Here is a 17656-nt window from a genome sequence, read left to right on the forward strand (position 1 = left end):
GCGGGACCCCATCAAGGATCGTATGCCATCATGATCATTGCCGAAACCGAACGCCTCATCATCCGCAACTGGCGCGATGAGGATCGCGATCTCGCCTATGAGATCAATTCCGACGATAAGGTGATGGAGTTCTATCCATTTCGACGCAATCGCGCGGAAGCGGATGCATTTTTCGAGCGGGTCCGCTCCATGATCGCCGACACTGGTCTTGGCCTCTATGTGTTGGAGCTCAAGGCCAGTGGTGAGGCCATCAGATATTGCGGGCTGATGCGGACAGATCATCTGGAGCCGTTCGTGACGGTAGGCACAGTCGAGATCGGCTGGCGGCTGGCGACACCGTTCTGGGGCAAGGGGTTTGTCAGTGAAGCGGCCCGGGCGTTGCTCGCCCATGGCCTCCAAACGCTCAATCTCGACCGGATCGTTTCCTTCGCCGTCCACAACAATGTCAGATCGACGGCCGTGATGGAGCGGATCGGCATGCATCGTGTCGAAGGCGGCGATTTCGATCACCCCGGCGTTCCCGATACCCATCCGCACCTGAAGCGCCATGTTCTCTATAGCCTGACCGCCGCCGAATGGCGGCTGCGGCAAGCGTCGAAAGACTAACGACTATTCCAGCGCCACGGCGATGAAACGCAGGTCACCACTCGGAGACGCGATCATCAACTGCGCGTTGCGCCGGCCCTCCCGCTTCAGCGATGCAACCTTCTCCGAGGCGGCCGTTGGCGTCTGCACGAATTCCTGAGCCACTTCCACGACGACATCGCCGGGCTTCAGCCCTTTCTCGGCTGCGGCCGACCCCGGAGCAACCTCGGTGACGACAACGCCGTCGACGCTGTCGGCGATGCCGAAGCTCTTGCGGTTTTCGGCGTTCAGTGTTGCGAGCTTCATGCCAAGCACGCTCTGGGCAGCCTGCTGCTGCGGTGCCTGCTGTTGCTGGTCCCCGCCCTGATCCTGACCGTCCATGCCGTCGTCGCCGTCGTCATTCCCGTCTGGATTGATGACGCCGTCACTACCGCCGTTGCCGCTACCATTGTCGTCAGGCGCGAGCCGTGGCGTCTTGTTCTTGTCGTCACCACCACCCTTGTCGTTGGTCGCCGCCGCCGCCTGATCGCTGTCCTCGAGCCGGCCGAGCGTGACCTTGACGGTCTGCTGCTTGCCGTCGCGCATGATGACCACGTCGACTGCCTTGCCCACCGGGCTTTCGGCAACGACACGCGGCAGGTCGCGCATTTCATCCACATCCTTGCCATCGAATTTCAAGATGACGTCACCGGCCTTGATCGAGCCATTGTCGACAGGGCCGCCCTTGATGACGCCAGCCACTAGAGCGCCCTTGGCGCCATCCAGGCCGAGGCTGTTGGCGACATCGTCGGTGACCGGTTGAATGCGCACGCCGAGCCAGCCACGGCGGGTCTCGCCGAAATCCATGAGCTGCTTGACGACACCCTCGGCCAGCTCGGACGGCACGGCAAAGCCGATGCCGATGGAACCGCCGCTGGGTGAAATGATGGCCGTGTTGATGCCGATCACCTCGCCCTTCATGTTGAAAAGCGGTCCGCCGGAGTTACCCTTGTTGATGGCCGCATCCGTCTGGATGAAATTGTCATAAGGTCCGGCGTTGATGTTGCGGCCGCGCGCAGAGACGATACCGACCGACACCGAGCCGCCGAGCCCGAAGGGATTGCCGATGGCCATGACCCAATCGCCGATCCGCATCTTGGCGGAATCGCCGAATTTCACTGACACCAGCGGCCGTTTCGACTCCACCTTGAGCACGGAAAGATCGGTCTTCGTGTCGGTGCCGATCAACCGTGCCTTCAGCTTGTTGCCGTTCGGAAAGATCACCTCGATATCGTCGGCGCCTTCGATGACGTGATTGTTGGTGACGATATAACCCGTGGGATCGATGACGAAACCGGAGCCGAGCGAGCTGACCTTGCGGTTGCTGTTGTCGTTGTTCCGGTTCTTGAAGAAGTCGTTGAAGAAATCCTGGAACGGCGAATTGTCGGGCACCTTGGGATTTGCCGGGCCATCACCCTCATCCTTGATCTTCTGCGACGTCGAAATATTGACCACCGCATCGAGCAGGCCGGATGCCAGATCGGCGACGGAGGCCGGGCCGGCATTCATCGCCGGATTACCAGCGATCGCGGGCGCGGCGGCTGGATTGGTCGTCGTCGCGGTCGAGGCGCCCGTCGGAGCCTGAACCGGATTGGTTGCTGTTGCTGGCTCCTGATTATCGGAGGTCGAGGGAGTTTGTGCCGTCTGCGCACGCGCCTGTTCGACACTGCCCAGGACGGGGCCGGCAATCAGCGCCACGCTGGCCAGAAGAGCGAACGAACGTCTGAAAGGCAGGCGAATGGTCAAGGCCATCAGGCATCCTCATCGAGAAAGGGAAATCTTGTATAAGCATCACCATAAGGCGGAATGATGAAGCGTGTAATCATCTTTTTGCGATATCCCCGCAGCTCCCTCCAACCTTTACAATCATGGTAAAGCTGACACGGGCCGGCACAAAAACAAGGGGCCGCCAACCGGCAGCCCCTCGAATTTCAGCTATTTGTCCCACGTCAATTCGCGGGTGTCGCCGTTCACGGCTTAGCCGGTGCCGGCGCGCCCGATGTGGTAGCCGAGCCGGTCGAACTGTCAAAATACTTGAAGAATTCCGACTGGTTCGGCGGGAGCACCAGCGTCTTGCCGCCAGAGCCGAACGACGAACGATAGGCCGCCATCGAGCGATAGAACTCGTAGAAGCTCGGATCGCGCGTCGAGGCATCGGCGAAGATGCCGTTGCGTTCGGCCTCGCCTTGACCGCGCAGGATTTCCGAATCCTTCTGCGCATCCGCGAGGATCTCGACCACCTGACGGTCGGCGATGGCGCGGCGGCGCTGGCCTTCTTCGTTACCCCTGGCGCGGATCAGTTCCGCTTCCGCCAGACGCTCGGCCTTCATGCGATCGTAGGTCTGCTGCGACACTTCCTGAGTCAGATCGGTGCGGCGGATACGCACATCCTCGATGTTGAGACCGAGGGTCTCCGCATCGCGATGCAGATCGTCGCGAACTTCCGTCATCATCGAGGCGCGCTCTTCAGAGAGAGCCGCTTCGAAACCGCGCAGACCGTAGACCCGGCGCAGCGAAGCGTCGAGGCGGGTTCTGAGGCGCGATTCCGCCGCGTCGCGATCGCCCGATACCGTCTCGCGGAATTTCCGCGCATCGGTGATCCTGTAGACGACGAAGGCATCGACCTCATAGAACTTGCCGCCCGAAACCTGGACGCGGATATTGTCCAGATCGAAGCGCAGTTCCTGTTCCTGGATATATTGCACCCGATCGGCATCCATGAAGGCGAAAGGCAGCTTGAAGTACAGGCCCGGCTCGGTCTTGACTTCACGGATCTGACCAAAGCGCAGAACGATTGCCTGCTCGCGGGCGTTGACCACGAACACCGAGGAGTAAACGATCAGCAGCACCACCGCGAGCGCGATGAGAAGGGTTGGCAAACGGCTGGATGTCATTATTTGGCCTCCGGCTGAACCGCAGTTGCAGGCTTGCCGCCCGTCTGCGTCGTGGACTTGCCGAGATCATTCAGCGGCAAGTAGGGCAAGACGCTCTGCTTGTCGTCAATGATGATGCTGTTGGAATTGCCGATAACCGACTCCATGGTTTCGAGGAACAACCGCTTGCGGGTCACATCCGGCGCCTTGACGTATTCGTCGTAGATCGAGATGAAACGCTGTGCCTCACCCTGAGCTTCCTTGACGACACGATCCTTGTAGGCGGCAGCCTCTTCGCGAATCTGGGCGGCGCCACCACGGGCCTGACCCAGCTTCTGGTTGGCATATTGGTTCGCCTCTTGCACCTGCTGGTCTTCGTTCTGTTCGGCGCGCTGCACCTCGTCGAAGGCATCGGCCACTTCGCGCGGCGGAGACACGTCCTCGATCGGCACGGCATTGATGGAAATACCGGCGCTATAGCGATCCATCGTGTCCTGAATGATGTTCCGCACTTCGACAGCGACCTGCTGACGATTGTCGCGGTAGATGTCCTGTGCCGGACGGCGACCAACCACCTCGCGCATGGCGCTTTCAGCGACCTGCTGCAGCGTCTCGTCCGGGCTTTCAACCTCGAAGAGATAGGCTTGCGGATTGGTGACGGTATAGAGCACCGAAAACTGAACGTTGACGATGTTCTGGTCGCCCGTCAGCATCAGACCGGCATTGGAACCGGAACCAGAGCGCCCGCCGATATTGCGCTGCTGCTCGGTAACCTTGGCGATTTCGACACGATCCATCGGCCAGAAATGGAAATGCAGGCCAGGCATGGACACTTCGGCGCGCGGTTTGCCGAACCGCAATTCGACGCCGCGCTCGTCCGGCTGAACCGTATAGACGCACTGAATAAGCCAGAAAACGGCAATAACCGCCGCGACGACAAGAAAAGCACCGCCATTAAAACCGCCGGGAACAAGCCCCTTCAGGCGGTCCTGGCCACGACGAATAATGTCTTCAAGGTCGGGTGGCCCGCCGCTGCCGCTTCCACGCGGCCGGTTCGGTCCCTGCCCCCATGGCCCTTGATTATTTCCTCCGCCTCCGCCGCCGCCCCATGGGCCGCCGCCGCCATTCTGATTGCTCCAGGGCATCAAAACCTCTTTGTTAGTGAACTCCCAGTCATCGCGCTAAACTTTGCCATTCGCAGTGCGAAACTCACAAGTTGCGGCGATTGTCCCCGTTATAGGTATCGACGCACCTGCTTTCAACGCAACTTCAGGAAGTTAGGCGGATTTATTGGAAAATAATTGAATTCCGCCTGCAGGATTTAGGCCCGCCGCCTGAAATAACTGACAAAGCGCGTTGGATAGTTGTCCTTCTCGCCCGCCGGCACGGCAAGCTCGCTATCGACCTGCCACAGGGCCGGATCGATCGCCGGAAAGGAGGTGTCGCCGTCAACCTCGGCTTCGACATGCGTGATCAACAGCCGGTCGGCATGATCCATCGCCTGCCGGTAGATCTCGCCGCCGCCGAGAATGCAGATTTCGTCCACGCCGCTCTCCGCTGCCAGGCGGGCCGCGAGATCGATGGCGTCAGCCAGCGAATGCGCGACCACAACGCCTTCGGCCGAAAAACCGCTATCGCGAGTGATCACCACATTCGGACGGCCCGGCAGTGGCTTGCCGATCGATTGAAACGTCTTGCGCCCCATGATGACAGGCTTGCCGAGCGTCAAGGCCTTGAAGCGCTTGAGATCGGACGACAGCCGCCAGGGCATATCACCATCGCGGCCGATGATGCCATTGCGCGATACCGCAACGACGATGGTCTTGATTGGCGTGCTCATCCTTCTCCCTCGCTTTGCGATCGACGGCTTCATATGCGTGTCGAGCTCACCGCCTTGCAAGCTGATATCCGCGGCTATGCAGGCAAAAATATTGGTCCCGCAGCAATCTCAAACGTCGCTATTGAGCTGATCCAGCTCGCCGGCAAGTACACCGCCGGCCTCTCGGTCCTCCGCCATCTTGCGATAGAGACCCGCCATGCCCTTGAAGATCAGGGCGGCGGGATCGTCCTCACCGAGGAATTCGGCGATCTCCTCCATCTCCGCAACCCAGCGATAGGCCTTCGGGTACATATCCGGAATGGCCTGCGCAAACTTGCGGTCAAGCTCCGGCAGGCTCTCCTGAAGCTCCCGTTTCAGGGCCTGATCCGCTCCGGATCTGATTGCGGCAAGCAGCATGGCGGTGCCGAGGCCAGTAACGCCCTTGTTGATACCGGCGTAGCACATCTTCAAAGCTGATGCGGCCCCGATCGGCCCGTCGATGCGGCGCACCTGAAGCCCATGGTCGGCAAGCACGCCGCTCCTGTTTGCGGCATCGCCGCTGACATAGAGCTTGGGGCCTTGCTGACCGGGCTTCGGCGGCGAACCGATGATCGATCCATCCAAGATTTCCCCACAATCGTTGCCGAAGACCGAAGCGACCTGCGCCATCGTCTTCGGCGAGATCGCATTACAGTCGATGAATGTCGTTGTCCTGCCACGGCGTCGCAACGCGGCGGACAGAGCCTCGGTTACGCCAACAGCATCCGCGGGCGGAACGATGGAAAGGATGACATCGGCCTCGATGAGGCGATCCAGCCCGACGGCCTTCATACCCGCCGCCTTTGCCCGCTCGATGGTCGCTGGCGAGCGGCCTTCAACATACGTGAGAACGTGAGCGCCACCCTCGACCAGTCGCCCCGCGATGGCGCTTCCCATCGCACCGGCTCCAATGATTGCGATATCCATCGGCGATCTCCTTCCCCTTGTTCAAAGATGAAGGCTATCCAGGACCTCGCGGAACACATGGCGGGCAAGGCGCGAAACGACGCGAGATAGCTTCGGGCCTATTCGTAAATAAAAATGCCCTGGGATGTAAGTCAACTTCGCGAGATGAAGAGGCTGCTCCGACCAAGCCCGATGCCGGGCTTACAGCGACGAAGATCGTCCTCAAGCCGGTGAAGACCGTCAATCCGTCAGCGCGGCAGCGGATGGATGCCCGTGGCCATCACCACCGCTCAAGCCAGGTAACGCTTGAACCAGCCTATCGTTCTGTCCCAGGCAAGCTTGGCCGCCGCCTCATCATAGCGAGGTGTCGAGTCATTGTGGAAGCCGTGATTGACGTCGGGATAGATGTGGGCCTCATAGACCTTGTTCGACGCCTTGAGCGCCGCCTCATAGGCTGGCCAGCCCTCGTTGATGCCTTTGTCCAGCCCGGCATAATGAAGCAGCAGCGGCGCCTTGATGCGCGGTACATCCTCCGCTCGTGGCTGCCGGCCGTAAAACGGCACGGCGGCGGCAAGCTCGGGATAGGCGACAGCTGCGGCATTGGCCACGCCTCCACCATAGCAGAAGCCGGTAATGCCAACTTTTCCGGTCGTGGCATCATGCTTCATCAGAAGCTCGATCGCGGCAAAGAAGTCGTTCATCAGCTTTTGCGGATCGACTTGCTGCTGCAGCTCCCGGCCCTTCTCGTCATTACCGGGATAGCCGCCGACGGATGTCAGGCCGTCCGGCGCAAGCGCGATGAAGCCCGCCTTGGCCACACGCCGCGCAACATCCTCGATATAGGGGTTCAGCCCTCGATTCTCATGCACCACAACGACCGCCGGCACTTTTTCCTTGGCGGCGGCCGGTCGGACGAAATAGGCCCGAACAGTTCCGTTCCCCCGCGGCGACGGATAGGTGATGTATTCGGGCTGGATATCAGGATCTGTAAACTCGACCTGCTGCGCAAGCGCATAATTAGGGCTCATCAGACCGAGAATCGCGGCAGCGGTCAGACCGCCCACGGCATACTTGCCGGCCCGATCGAGAAACTCGCGTTTGGTGATTTTCCCATGGGCATAATAGTCGTAGAGTTCCAGCAGTTCCGGGTGAAAGTCCTTGGCTGTCAGACGTGTCATTGGCGCGCTCCTCTCTTCTCTGCAGAGATAAGCCTAAACGCTTAAGCCAGTTCTTGAATTCACTTTTGCGCTATCGACTGAGCACTCGCTCGGGCAACGACACCTAAACCGCCACTTCCGCCGCAATAGCCGCATGAGGTTCGTAATTGCTGACTTCGAAATCCTCGATGCGGTAATCGTCTATGCTTTCCGGCCGGCGGAGCAAGCGCAAGGTTGGAAATGGCCGTGGTTCCCGGCTCAACTGCTCGCGGATCGCATCAAGATGGTTGAGGTAGATGTGGACATCGCCTCCTGCCCAGACCAGTTCGCCCACATCCATGTCCACCTGCTGGGCAACCATGGCCAGCAACACGGCCTGCTGGCTGATGTTGAAGGGGTTGCCCAGAAACAGATCGCAGGACCGCTGGTAAACCATCATGCTCAGGCGCGACCGCTTGGTCTCACCGGGAGAAGGCAGGTTCGAGACATGGAACTGATAGACCATGTGGCACGGAGGAAGCGCCATTCCGGCAAGTTCGCCGACATTCCAGGCATGGAAGATCATTCGGCGGCTGCTTGGATTATGCTTGAGCTGATCGATGACCGTCGCAATCTGATCATGCACTTGGCCGTCGGCATCCCGCCACTGCCGCCATTGCTTCCCGTAAACAGGACCCAGATCGCCCCATGTCTCGGCAAAGGCCTCGTCGGCCAGTATCCGCGCCTCGAAATCCGCCTGGCTGATGGTCTCGCCCGTCGCCTTGCGGTAGGCCGCCAAAGGCCAGTCGGTCCATATCCGCACGTTCTGCTTCAGAAGGTTGCGAATGTTGGTGTCGCCCGTCAGGAACCAGAGCATTTCCTTGACGGCTAGCTTCCAATAGACCCGCTTGGTCGTGAAAACCGGAAGCTGGCCCTTGGAAAGATCGAAGCGCATCATAGCGCCGAGCCCGCTGAGCGTGCCCACACCGGTCCTGTCGATCCGGCGATCGCCGTTTTCAAGCAGGTGCGCCATCAGGTCGAGATATTGATATTCCGGGTGGCGAACCATTCTTAGCTCCGACATTTTCGCGAGGGGCCGGCAAGAACGTTACCCGGCGATTCCATTTGTCGCTAATTTAATGGCAAGTCGGCGCGAAACCAACCGTATCAGGGCATAATCCCGGCAATTCTCGTCCCCGATGGCCAGCTATCGCAGTAAAGCGGTGTCCAGGTGATGCATTTATGACAATTGCCCTTCCCTTCGCCCGAGGAAAACACTATATCAGCCTTGCCGGTCTTCGGGCCGGCTATGGCGATAAATGAGCGATGTAATAAACCTATTGGACCCGGGGGCGGTACCCGGCGCCTCCACCAAAAACCGGCCAGTCGAGCTTTGCTTCAGACCGGCTTTTGATGGGGGCGAAATAGGATCGACAAGGGCGTAAAGATCGACTTTTTGCTCGGCATTGTACCACCGTTATCGGGCTAAAATTGTAGTTGCAAATGACAACTATGCGGAAGCTCGTCTCGCTGCTTAATCGCAGTGTGACACTTCAAATCAAGTCCTGAAGGTTCGCACCTTAAGGCGGGGTTCGAAGGTACCTGGCAACAGAAACCTTCACCTTCTCCCTATCTTCGATATTATGTATGATCAGGCGATGACTCGCGCGGGGGCTTTCCCGTCTGCACCCGGCGTGGCATAAGCCTTAGAAAAAACATGGCCAACGAAAGACAGGAAAGCATGGGGCAGGATCATATCCGCTACGATATTTTGGCACAGGACGCCCTGCGTGGAGTTATCCGTAAGGTGTTGACCGAAGTCGGCGCCACCGGTCGTCTGCCCGGTGACCATCATTTCTTCATTACCTTTCTGACCGGAGCGCCCGGTGTGCGCATTTCGCAGCACCTGAAGTCGAAATATCCGGAACAGATGACCATTGTCATCCAGCATCAATTCTGGGATCTGAAGATCACCGAGAGCCTGTTCGAGATCGGCCTTTCCTTCTCCGACGTCCCCGAAAAGCTGGTCGTTCCCTTCAACGCGATTCGCGGATTCTATGATCCGTCCGTGAATTTCGAGCTGGAGTTCGATGTGCCGCTCGCCGACGACGAGGAAATGCCGACCAGCGAGATCACAGCCTACCCGATCCCGGCCGAAGGCAGTGAAGAGCCGGCGATTGAAGCCAAGGAAGGCGAAGAGAAAAAGCCGGGCTCGGTCGTCTCACTCGACGCATTCCGCAAGAAGCAATAAAACATCCGGGGGAAGCACAAGCTTCCCCTTTCTACATCGTCCGTGGGGACAGTGATGAGCGCCGAAGTCGTCAATCTGCGTCAGTTCCGGAAAAAGCAGGCCCGCTCCGAGAAGGAAAAGCAGGCGGAACAAAATCGCGTCAGCTTCGGTCGCACTAAGGCGGAGAAGCACCTGACCAAGGCGCTCAACGACAAGGCGACCCAAACGCACGAGGCCGGCCATATCGAGCCGTCCAAGACGGACGAATAGCCTACCGACCCGAACGAAGTCTTTTCGAAATCAGCAACTTACCCCAATACTTTGAATCATTTTCAGAATTCCCTCCCCCTTCCGAGCTTTTTGATCGATCCACCGATGATCCGCAAACATTCCGCGACGTTGCATGGCCACCGCACGAGCTTTTCCCTTGAAGACGCGTTCTGGAGCGAGCTGAAGGCAATTGCCAAAGCGCGCGGCACCTCGCTTGCCGCACTGATCTCAGAAATTGATGACGGGCGGGAACCGGAGAGCAACCTTTCCTCCGCGCTTCGGCTCTATGTCTTGAAATGGCTGAAAGAGCGCGTTTAATTCAGGTTCCGACGAAAGCAGCGGCCAATCACGCCCGCCCTTTCTGACATTGGAACATCTGTCTGGAGCGCGCTCACAGCTTCGAGAAGGGAGGAGTTCTTGCCATGCTCATCGCCCAAATCACCGACATCCACGCCAGCCGTGAAAATGATAATCTTGCGCGGCTTGGCCGAGCAATCTCTTGGCTGACAAACATCCGACCTGATGTGGTGGTGGTGACGGGGGATCTTGTCGAAGGCGACTGGCCGCAGGGTTACAGGCTGATCGCAACGGCGTTGCAACGCCTTGAGTGCCGCTCGCTGATCTTGCCTGGCAACTCGGACCAGCGAGCCATCATGCGCGAGGCTATGCCGGAGGTCGACTACTGGGTAAATGATCCCAAGATGCATTTTGTCGTCTGCCACGGCGAGACCCTTATCATCGGGCTCGATGTGTGCGTTGATGGCGAAGCGCACGGCGATATCGCGGGCAGCCTTCAGTGGTTGCGGGAGACATTGGCTAGCGATCAGCCGGGAATGCCGTTATTGTTCACGCATCACCATGTCTTCAGGTCAGGCATAGCACCCATTGATGATGTGATGTGCAGAGACGCCGATGCTTTAGGTCATCTGTTATCAGGCAGCGCCAGACCGCCGATCGCCATTTGCAGTGGCCACGTCCACTGCAGCATGTCGAGTATGATAGCAAAGATTCCGGCCCACATCTGCGGTTCCATATGTCCAGCCAATCCGCTGCTGCTTGACCCAACTCGCGAACCGCCCGCCACCGATCCACCAGCACTCATGATCCACGACCTCAGAAATGGCCAACTCGTTAGCAGCCATATCTCTGTTTAGAAGCTGCGCTCACAAGCATGTTGCCAATTTCGCCTGTCGAACCACGCGGAGATCAGCATGGTCGACGTCGGCTGGTCCTACTGGGCTATGCCCGGAAGACCATTAAAGTTCAGCGGTGCAATCTTCTGCGGTGCCTGCCCGTTGAGAGCCGGCAACTGCTGTGCCTGCGCTTTCGCGCGGGCCTCCGCATCGGCCTTTGCCTTGGCCGCAGCTTCCGCTTGCTTCTCGGCGGCAGCTTCGCGCGCCAGTTCCCTCAAACGCGTCTCTTCAAGGCTCCGCTGTTGCTCGAGTGCCGCGTCGCGCTGGCGCTGGGCTTCGCGCATAGTGGCGGTGTATTTGTATAGCGCCACCTCGCGCCGCAGCCGTTGCTTTTCCAATACGCTCGCCTGAAGCCGCTCGACGCGCCGGCGCTCGCGTTCAAAGGCACGCAGCGACAGGAAGCTGGTGATGTCGGTGATATCAATCGTTCGGCCGGGGCTTGCCAACGGACCGGCGAAATTAAGGTGCAGCGCCGGCTCGGCGCCGTTCAGCACCTCATTGCCAGCATTGAAATCGATGCCGAGCGAACCACGCATGCGCTCGTCCGGAAGGCTGATCTCGGCGCTGCCCGAAAGCTTCGCCACATCGTTGCCGGCGCTGAGATTGGTGGCGCGGATGACGCCGGTCGAGATGTTGAAGGGTATACTCATCGCCGGCAACGCCGCCTCGCCGTTGTTGAGCAGCGTCTGTACGATCGGCAGCACCTTGTCGGCGGTTATGTCGCCCTGGATCTGATCCGTGGCCGCCAATAACGGTGGGAGCACGGAGAGATTGAGACCACGGACATGAGTGTCGCCGAGCTTGGCCTCGCCCGAGCCGCTGGCATTGGCGGCAAGCTCGCCCATGCTCTTGCCGCTACTCTCCATGCTCAGGTCCAGGCCAAAGCGGCCATTGGCCAGCGGCGCGCCGTCGCGCTGCCAGGCAACGGCCGTAAGATCGCCATTGGTGAGATTGAGCTTCGTCTGCATTAGCCCGGTGCCGTCGGAATTGGCAAGCATCAGATTGCCGCCAAGCGTGCCGCCGTTCCAGGCACCGGCAATATCGTTCAGGCGCAGCTCTTCACCCTTATAGGCAGCATTTGCGCTGAAATTGGTGATCGGACCGAATATCCCCGGCCAAACCTGCTTGGCCGAAAGCTTGATGTTGAGATCGAGCCCGCTAAACGTCGGCAGCCCGAGCTTGGCCTTGGTGAGGTTGCCTGTCGCGGCATCCGTCATCGGCCCGTAGATCGCTTCGCCCAGCCAGCCAAGATCGGCCTTGTCGAGCGCCAGCTCGCCGGTCGCCTTGATGTTCGGCGACTTGCGATCGAAGGTCAGCGCGCCGGAGACATTGTTGTCGGCAAGCTGGCCCTTCATGTCGGAGAGCGCGATCTTGTCGGCATCGAGCACGGCGTTCGCCTGGAATTTGACCGGCAGTCCCGTGCCCATCTGCGGCATGCCGATGCCGTTCATCACGAAATAGGGATCGAGATCGGCGCTGTCGAGCGACAAGGCGATCGTGCCGTTGAGGAAGGTGCTGGGACGCACATCGACCTTGCCGTTGGCGGTGAACGAAGTCTTGTCGGTGGCAAAAGTCAGCGCCGCATCCGCCGGCTCCGTTCCGTCCGCCGTCACCTTCAGCGTCAGGCGGCCATTGGCATCGGCCTCGACGGGTAGCGGATCGAGACCCGCCTGCCCGAACAGGATTGAGGTCACCGAATTTTCAAGCGTCGCCTCCAGCGTCGTCGTGCCCTTGCCGGTCAGCGCCAGCAGATCGGACATTCGATAGTCGAGATTGACGCGGCTGCCGTTGGAAACGCCCGCAAGCGTCACCGCCACCCCATCACCCTCGTCGCCGCCAAGGGTCAGCGCGCCACGCAGCGCGGTGTTGCCATACCAGGCAGCGTTGCGCACCAGCCGATCCATGACCGGGTGATGCGGCAGATGCTGGCTGAGCATTGCAAAGAAGGGACCGGGGTCGGCCGCCTTGAAGGTGATCTCGCCAGATCCCTTGTAATCCAGCAGCGAGCCATCGCCACGGCCCGTCGCGGTGATCTCTGCCCCGGCGACATCGCGCACCGCCAGCTTGTCGAGCGTCAAAGCTCCGTCAGTAATCGAGAAGGATGTCTCGACATTGTCGGCCTGGACACCGAAAGCTGCGAATTTGTCCGCCTTCAGATGCGCCGTGATCCGGTGATCGAGCAAGGCTTCACCAGCATCCTGACCGGTAAACAGGCCCGTCAACGCCCTCAATGCATCGAGATCGAGCGCATCGCCGCTGAGATCGACCGAAAGCTTCGGTGCCTGCTTGTCGGCCGGCGCCTGCCGGTCCAGCTTGCCTTTTACCGTTGCCGAACCGATAGCGATCTCGAGATTGTCGAAACGCTGTTCCTCGTGCCGTAAGTTGACATCGGCGGAGAAGCCCGCCTGCCGTAGCTGCCGGATCGCCGGATCGACCGAACCCACCAGCCAGGACGCCAGGCCGGACGGTTGATTGGAGGCAACGACGAGATTACCGATGAAATTCGGCTCGCCCTGCAGCATCAGCTTGCCGGTCGCCTCGACCTGCGTGCGCCCTGGCAGCATGCCGATCGCATGGTCGATCTTCCACCCGGCCCCGGCAGGCTCCAGGTCCAGCTGCACGTCGCGAATGGTCGTGTCGCCGGCAACGATCGCCGGTAGGCGGAAAGTCGCCTTGCCGGGCACCTGCGGGATCGGTATCTCTGCGGCGATGGCAATCAGGTTGTTCAGGCGCTGGCGGGCTGAAACGGCGGGATTGCGGTTGGTCTTGCCGTTGGTGCCCTGATTGTTGCCGAGACGGTTGACATCGATCTGCTGGCCATCGGCAGTCAACAGGAATTCCGGCTTGGTGCCTGTATCCAGCGTCGCTTCCCCCGTCACCACGTAAGGATCGTCCACCGCTCCGACCTCAAGGCGATATTCCGGGATGCGGATGCGCTCGTTGGTCAGCTCGAAACGCCCCTTGATGCGGGGTTGAGCTTGCTCGTCCGCGGACTTACGCGTCTGCTTGTCCTCGATCCCCGCAGTGAAGAGACCGAGATAATCCGGCTTGCGATCGACCAGCTTCAGCTCGCCATCAAGATCGACATTGAGCGGATGGCGGTCCGGATTGAGCCGGGTGCGGACGCGCAAAACGCCGCTGTCGTCCGGCTGGCTGCTGGAAATGGTGAAATTGCCGTGCTCGCCATCGAGCGCCGCATCCCCTTCGATCCGCCAGGGACCGGCCAGCGACTTCGCGGACATTTCCGCATTCAAGCCCGTAATGTGCCGAGTGCGCCCGGATTGCTCATCGATGAACTGGATGTCGCCGCCATCGACATGCACGCTTTCCAGCACGACCGACTTGGCGGGCATTTCCGGCTGGCTGCCGCGCATCCAGTCAAGCGTACCATCCTGCAGCAACCGCAGACGCACCTTCGGCTCCGAGACGCGCATGTCGAAGATCAACGCTTCGCCCGACAGAAACGGCGCCAGTTCGGCATCCATGGAGAACTGAGCGATCTGCACCAGCGGCGTCCCGTCGGCTTCCTGACCGACGCGGACGTCATGCAATGTCACGGAGGGAAACGGCAGGAAACGGGCATCGACGGTACCGTGAACGGTCACTTTCTTGCCGATGATACGGCTCGCCTGATCTTCGAAATTCTTGCGAAAATCGGTCCAGTCTATGAAGAGCGGAGCGAGCAGCGCCACGAACAGCACCACTACAAGCAATCCCCCCAGGAAAACCAGGACCCTAGCTAACAATGCGCACCGTCTCCATTCTGCATTCCAATTACGATATCCAAGGCGTCACATATTGAGCCGTATAGGCAAAAGGCAGCTTTGATCTTTAGCTAAGCCTGATTATCCGCTTTCCATGACGCCATCTGAAAACGGGACGTTATAGCCTAGCGCCATTCACGCGAGGGGCAAGCCGGGATCACGGGTATTCCATTTTTCAATGGCCATGAAAGATCTTGCCGGGGTTGAAAATCGCGTCGGGATCGAGAGCGTGCTTCACCTGGCGCATCAGATCGACAGCGCCGCCAAGCTCCTGCTCGAGAAACGACATCTTGCCCTGCCCCACCCCATGTTCGCCGGTGCAGGTTCCGTCCATGGCGAGCGCCCGCGTGTTCAACCGCGCAACGAAGGCTTCGATGACGGCGATACCTTCGGGCGTCTTGTCGTCGAACAGTACCAGCACATGGAAATTGCCGTCGCCGGCATGACCGACGATCGGCGCCAGCAATCCGTGTTTCTCGATGTCGGCCTGGGTCTCGGCAACGCATTCGGCAAGCCTTGAGATCGGCACGCAGACGTCCGTCGACAGCGCCGCCAGTTCCGGTGCCAAGGCGCGTGCCGCCCAATAGGCATCGTGACGCGCCTTCCAGAGCTTGTTGCGCTCTTCGAGATTGCTGGTCCAGAGGAACTCGCCGCCGCCGCATTCCGCGGCGATCTCGGCGAACTGCTCCGATTGCAGCGCGACGGTCTCTTCGGTGCCGTGAAATTCGAGGAACAGCGTCGGCTGCTCCTGATAGGTCAGGCCGGAATAAAGATTGCAGGCACGCAATTGGACCGCATCGAGCAGCTCTATCCGGGCGACCGGAATGCCCATCTGGATCGTCATGATGACGGCGTCGCAAGCCGCCTTGATGGTCGGAAAGGCGCAAGCGCCACCGGCGATCTTCTGGGGAATGCCTTGCAGGCGCAGCGTCACCGACGTCAGCACACCAAGCGTCCCCTCGGAGCCGACGAAAAGCCGGGTCAGATCGTAGCCGGCGGAGGATTTCCTGGCGCGGCGGGCGGTGCGGATCTCCTCGCCATTGGCGGCAACCACGGTCACGGCCAGCACATTGTCCTTCATCGTGCCGTAGCGCACGGCATTGGTGCCGGAAGCGCGCGTCGCCGTCATGCCGCCGATCGAGGCATTGGCGCCGGGATCGATCGGGAAGAACAGGCCGGTATCGCGCAGATAGGTGTTGAGCTGTTCGCGGGTGACGCCGGGCTCGACCGTGCAATCGAGATCCTCGGCATTCACTTCAAGCACCCGATTCATCCGACTGAAATCGATGGAAATTCCACCCTGCGGCGCATTCACCTGCCCCTCCAGCGAGGAGCCGGTGCCGAAGGCGATGATCGGAACCTTATGCTCGGCGCAAGCCTTGACGACCGCCTGCACATCCTTGCTCGTCTCGGCGAACAGCACCCCATCCGGAAGCTGCGTGGGAATATAGGTCGTCGTATGCGCGTGCTGGGCGCGAAAACTTTCGCCGGTCTGGAAACGCTCGCCGAAGGCCTGCTTCAGGATGCCGAGAACGGCAGCAATCCCTGCCTCATTGCGTATCCCCGCCTTCGCATCAGCCAGAGCCATCGTCCCGAATCTCCCATCAAAAACATATAAGAGGGCGTTAACCTTTTGCGGTTCTATGCGGCATCGCAGCGACGCTGTCCAGTCATGAAAATCTCCCGCGGTTTCCACACGAAGCGAGCGCTCGCCAGCCTAAGATCAAGCCGCCTCGATTGCGATCGCCGACGCATGTCGGATAATGTTGGCGGCCAGCAATTATGCTTATTTTTTAAGCAAAATCTGGCAAAATGTGCATTTGCCGCAAAATTCCCTCCGAGAGAAAGCGCGCCTTGAGCGAGCGAGCATATCCTTCAACCGACTGGCATACCTCTTGCGTGCTGTCCGGCAGTTACACATAGAGCCACGTTTGGAAGGACATTCGATGAAGCGCAGACAATTGCTCACGGCACTGGGTATGGCGATGCTGGCGATGGGGTCGCTGTCGAGCCCGCACGCAGCCCAGGCGGACGCCTTGAGCGATCTTACGTCACGAGGCACGATCCGCGTTGCCGTTCCCCAGGACTTCCCTCCTTTCGGCAGCGTCGGAACGGATATGGCGCCCATGGGCTATGATATCGACGTGGCAAACCTGATCGGCGAGAAGCTCGGCGTAAAGACCGAACTGGTGCCGGTCACCAGCGCCAACCGCATTCCCTATCTCCAGACCAACAAGGTCGATCTGGTGATTTCGAGCCTCGGCAAGAACGCCGAGCGCCAGGCCGTTATCGACTTCACCGACGCCTATGCGCCCTTCTTCAACGGCGTCTTCGGCCCCGCCGATGTCACCGCCACCAAGCCCGAGGATCTCTCCGGCAAGACGATCGGCGTCACGCGCGGCGCAATCGAGGATCTGGCGCTGACGAAGGTCGCCCCACAGGACGCGACGATCAAGCGCTATGAAGACAATAACGGCACCATCTCGGCCTTCCTCTCGGGTCAGGTCGACCTGGTCGCCACCGGCAACGTCGTTGCCGCGGCGATCCTCGCCCGGAACCCGCCGAAGAAGCCGGAGATGAAGTTCCTCATCACCAACTCCCCCTGCTTCATCGGCCTGAACAAGAACGAGGCCGACCTACAGAAAAAGGTCAACGACATCATCGCCGCCGCCAAGGCCGATGGCACGCTCGGCAAGATATCGCAAAAATGGCTGGGCGCCGACCTCCCCGCCGGCTTCTGATTAACGCAAGCCCGGTCGCGCCCTCTCCCGATGGTGCGGCCGGAGCCGAGCGAGGCACCAT

General features: G+C 60.0%; 15 protein-coding genes and 1 other RNA gene. 7 read left to right on the forward strand and 9 right to left on the reverse strand.

The window, feature by feature from the left end:
• Window positions 1–30 precede the first annotated feature (30 nt).
• Window positions 31–606, forward strand: coding sequence for a GNAT family N-acetyltransferase (locus tag EX00_RS07395; protein ID WP_047455590.1), 576 nt, complete (start codon window positions 31–33; stop codon window positions 604–606).
• Between the two features lie 3 nt (window positions 607–609).
• Here the strand turns inward: EX00_RS07395 and EX00_RS07400 are convergent, their stop codons facing one another.
• From EX00_RS07400 to EX00_RS07430, 7 genes are all read right to left on the reverse strand, one after another.
• Entirely contained in the window at window positions 610–2376 is a 1767-nt protein-coding gene (locus EX00_RS07400; protein ID WP_047455592.1) for a Do family serine endopeptidase, read from the reverse strand.
• 218 nt (window positions 2377–2594) lie between these two features.
• Entirely contained in the window at window positions 2595–3518 is a 924-nt protein-coding gene (gene hflC, locus EX00_RS07405) for a protease modulator HflC (RefSeq protein WP_047455594.1), read from the reverse strand.
• Window positions 3518–4642, reverse strand: a complete 1125-nt coding sequence (hflK, locus tag EX00_RS07410) for an FtsH protease activity modulator HflK (protein WP_047455596.1) — start codon at window positions 4640–4642, stop codon at window positions 3518–3520. Before hflK ends, hflC begins: the two co-directional genes overlap by 1 nt.
• A 176-nt stretch (window positions 4643–4818) precedes the next feature.
• Window positions 4819–5337 carry a dihydrofolate reductase gene (locus EX00_RS07415; protein ID WP_047455598.1) on the reverse strand — a complete coding sequence of 173 codons (519 nt, stop codon included), beginning with the start codon at window positions 5335–5337 and terminating at the stop codon, window positions 4819–4821.
• A 108-nt stretch (window positions 5338–5445) separates the two neighbouring features.
• The gene (locus tag EX00_RS07420) at window positions 5446–6282 is read right to left on the reverse strand and encodes an NAD(P)-dependent oxidoreductase (protein ID WP_047455600.1); all 837 of its coding nucleotides are present in this window, start codon (window positions 6280–6282) and stop codon (window positions 5446–5448) included.
• A 269-nt stretch (window positions 6283–6551) separates the two neighbouring features.
• The gene (yghX, locus tag EX00_RS07425) at window positions 6552–7439 is read right to left on the reverse strand and encodes a YghX family hydrolase (protein WP_047455602.1); all 888 of its coding nucleotides are present in this window, start codon (window positions 7437–7439) and stop codon (window positions 6552–6554) included.
• Window positions 7440–7542: 103 nt separating this feature from the next.
• Window positions 7543–8466, reverse strand: coding sequence for a thymidylate synthase (locus EX00_RS07430; protein WP_047455603.1), 924 nt, complete (start codon window positions 8464–8466; stop codon window positions 7543–7545).
• A 182-nt stretch (window positions 8467–8648) separates the two neighbouring features.
• Between EX00_RS07430 and ssrA the strand changes: the two genes are divergently transcribed.
• The 5 genes from ssrA (at window position 8649) to EX00_RS07450 (ending at window position 11051) form a co-directional block, all read left to right on the forward strand.
• Window positions 8649–9020: a transfer-messenger RNA gene (gene ssrA, locus EX00_RS30995) on the forward strand.
• Window positions 9021–9138: 118 nt separating this feature from the next.
• Window positions 9139–9648, forward strand: coding sequence for an SspB family protein (locus tag EX00_RS07435; protein ID WP_047457575.1), 510 nt, complete (start codon window positions 9139–9141; stop codon window positions 9646–9648).
• A gap of 54 nt (window positions 9649–9702) precedes the next feature.
• Window positions 9703–9897: a DUF4169 family protein gene (locus EX00_RS07440; protein ID WP_047455606.1), complete on the forward strand. Its 195-nt coding sequence runs from the start codon at window positions 9703–9705 to the stop codon at window positions 9895–9897.
• Between the two features lie 105 nt (window positions 9898–10002).
• A complete protein-coding gene (locus EX00_RS07445) occupies window positions 10003–10215 on the forward strand; it encodes a ribbon-helix-helix domain-containing protein (RefSeq protein ID WP_047457578.1) in 213 nt (70 codons plus the stop codon).
• 104 nt (window positions 10216–10319) lie between these two features.
• Window positions 10320–11051, forward strand: a complete 732-nt coding sequence (locus EX00_RS07450) for a metallophosphoesterase (RefSeq protein WP_047455608.1) — start codon at window positions 10320–10322, stop codon at window positions 11049–11051.
• A 77-nt stretch (window positions 11052–11128) separates the two neighbouring features.
• On the opposite strand, the gene EX00_RS07455 is transcribed toward EX00_RS07450, so the two are convergent.
• Together EX00_RS07455 and EX00_RS07460 are read right to left on the reverse strand one after the other, a co-directional pair.
• Window positions 11129–14836 carry an AsmA family protein gene (locus EX00_RS07455; protein WP_047455610.1) on the reverse strand — a complete coding sequence of 1236 codons (3708 nt, stop codon included), beginning with the start codon at window positions 14834–14836 and terminating at the stop codon, window positions 11129–11131.
• Window positions 14837–15029: 193 nt separating this feature from the next.
• The gene (locus tag EX00_RS07460) at window positions 15030–16442 is read right to left on the reverse strand and encodes an FAD-binding oxidoreductase (RefSeq protein WP_047455612.1); all 1413 of its coding nucleotides are present in this window, start codon (window positions 16440–16442) and stop codon (window positions 15030–15032) included.
• A 391-nt stretch (window positions 16443–16833) separates the two neighbouring features.
• On the opposite strand from EX00_RS07460, the gene EX00_RS07465 reads away from it, so the two are divergent.
• Window positions 16834–17595, forward strand: coding sequence for a transporter substrate-binding domain-containing protein (locus tag EX00_RS07465; protein WP_234709005.1), 762 nt, complete (start codon window positions 16834–16836; stop codon window positions 17593–17595).
• Window positions 17596–17656: the final 61 nt, after the last annotated feature.

This window comes from Martinezella rhizogenes (assembly GCF_000799715.1).
Taxonomy (GTDB): Bacteria; Pseudomonadota; Alphaproteobacteria; order Rhizobiales; family Rhizobiaceae; genus Rhizobium; species Rhizobium rhizogenes_C.

What these genes read in the sequence shown, in the direction of transcription:
- EX00_RS07395 (WP_047455590.1), top strand. Translation starts at nt 31, where the DNA reads ATGATCATTGCCGAAACCGAACGCCTCATCATCCGCAACTGGCGCGAT.
- EX00_RS07400 (WP_047455592.1), bottom strand. Translation starts at nt 2,376, where the DNA reads ATGGCCTTGACCATTCGCCTGCCTTTCAGACGTTCGTTCGCTCTTCTG.
- hflC (WP_047455594.1), bottom strand. Translation starts at nt 3,518, where the DNA reads ATGACATCCAGCCGTTTGCCAACCCTTCTCATCGCGCTCGCGGTGGTG.
- hflK (WP_047455596.1), bottom strand. Translation starts at nt 4,642, where the DNA reads ATGCCCTGGAGCAATCAGAATGGCGGCGGCGGCCCATGGGGCGGCGGC.
- EX00_RS07415 (WP_047455598.1), bottom strand. Translation starts at nt 5,337, where the DNA reads ATGAGCACGCCAATCAAGACCATCGTCGTTGCGGTATCGCGCAATGGC.
- EX00_RS07420 (WP_047455600.1), bottom strand. Translation starts at nt 6,282, where the DNA reads ATGGATATCGCAATCATTGGAGCCGGTGCGATGGGAAGCGCCATCGCG.
- yghX (WP_047455602.1), bottom strand. Translation starts at nt 7,439, where the DNA reads ATGACACGTCTGACAGCCAAGGACTTTCACCCGGAACTGCTGGAACTC.
- EX00_RS07430 (WP_047455603.1), bottom strand. Translation starts at nt 8,466, where the DNA reads ATGGTTCGCCACCCGGAATATCAATATCTCGACCTGATGGCGCACCTG.
- EX00_RS07435 (WP_047457575.1), top strand. Translation starts at nt 9,139, where the DNA reads ATGGGGCAGGATCATATCCGCTACGATATTTTGGCACAGGACGCCCTG.
- EX00_RS07440 (WP_047455606.1), top strand. Translation starts at nt 9,703, where the DNA reads ATGAGCGCCGAAGTCGTCAATCTGCGTCAGTTCCGGAAAAAGCAGGCC.
- EX00_RS07445 (WP_047457578.1), top strand. Translation starts at nt 10,003, where the DNA reads ATGATCCGCAAACATTCCGCGACGTTGCATGGCCACCGCACGAGCTTT.
- EX00_RS07450 (WP_047455608.1), top strand. Translation starts at nt 10,320, where the DNA reads ATGCTCATCGCCCAAATCACCGACATCCACGCCAGCCGTGAAAATGAT.
- EX00_RS07460 (WP_047455612.1), bottom strand. Translation starts at nt 16,442, where the DNA reads ATGGCTCTGGCTGATGCGAAGGCGGGGATACGCAATGAGGCAGGGATT.
- EX00_RS07465 (WP_234709005.1), top strand. Translation starts at nt 16,834, where the DNA reads ATGGCGATGCTGGCGATGGGGTCGCTGTCGAGCCCGCACGCAGCCCAG.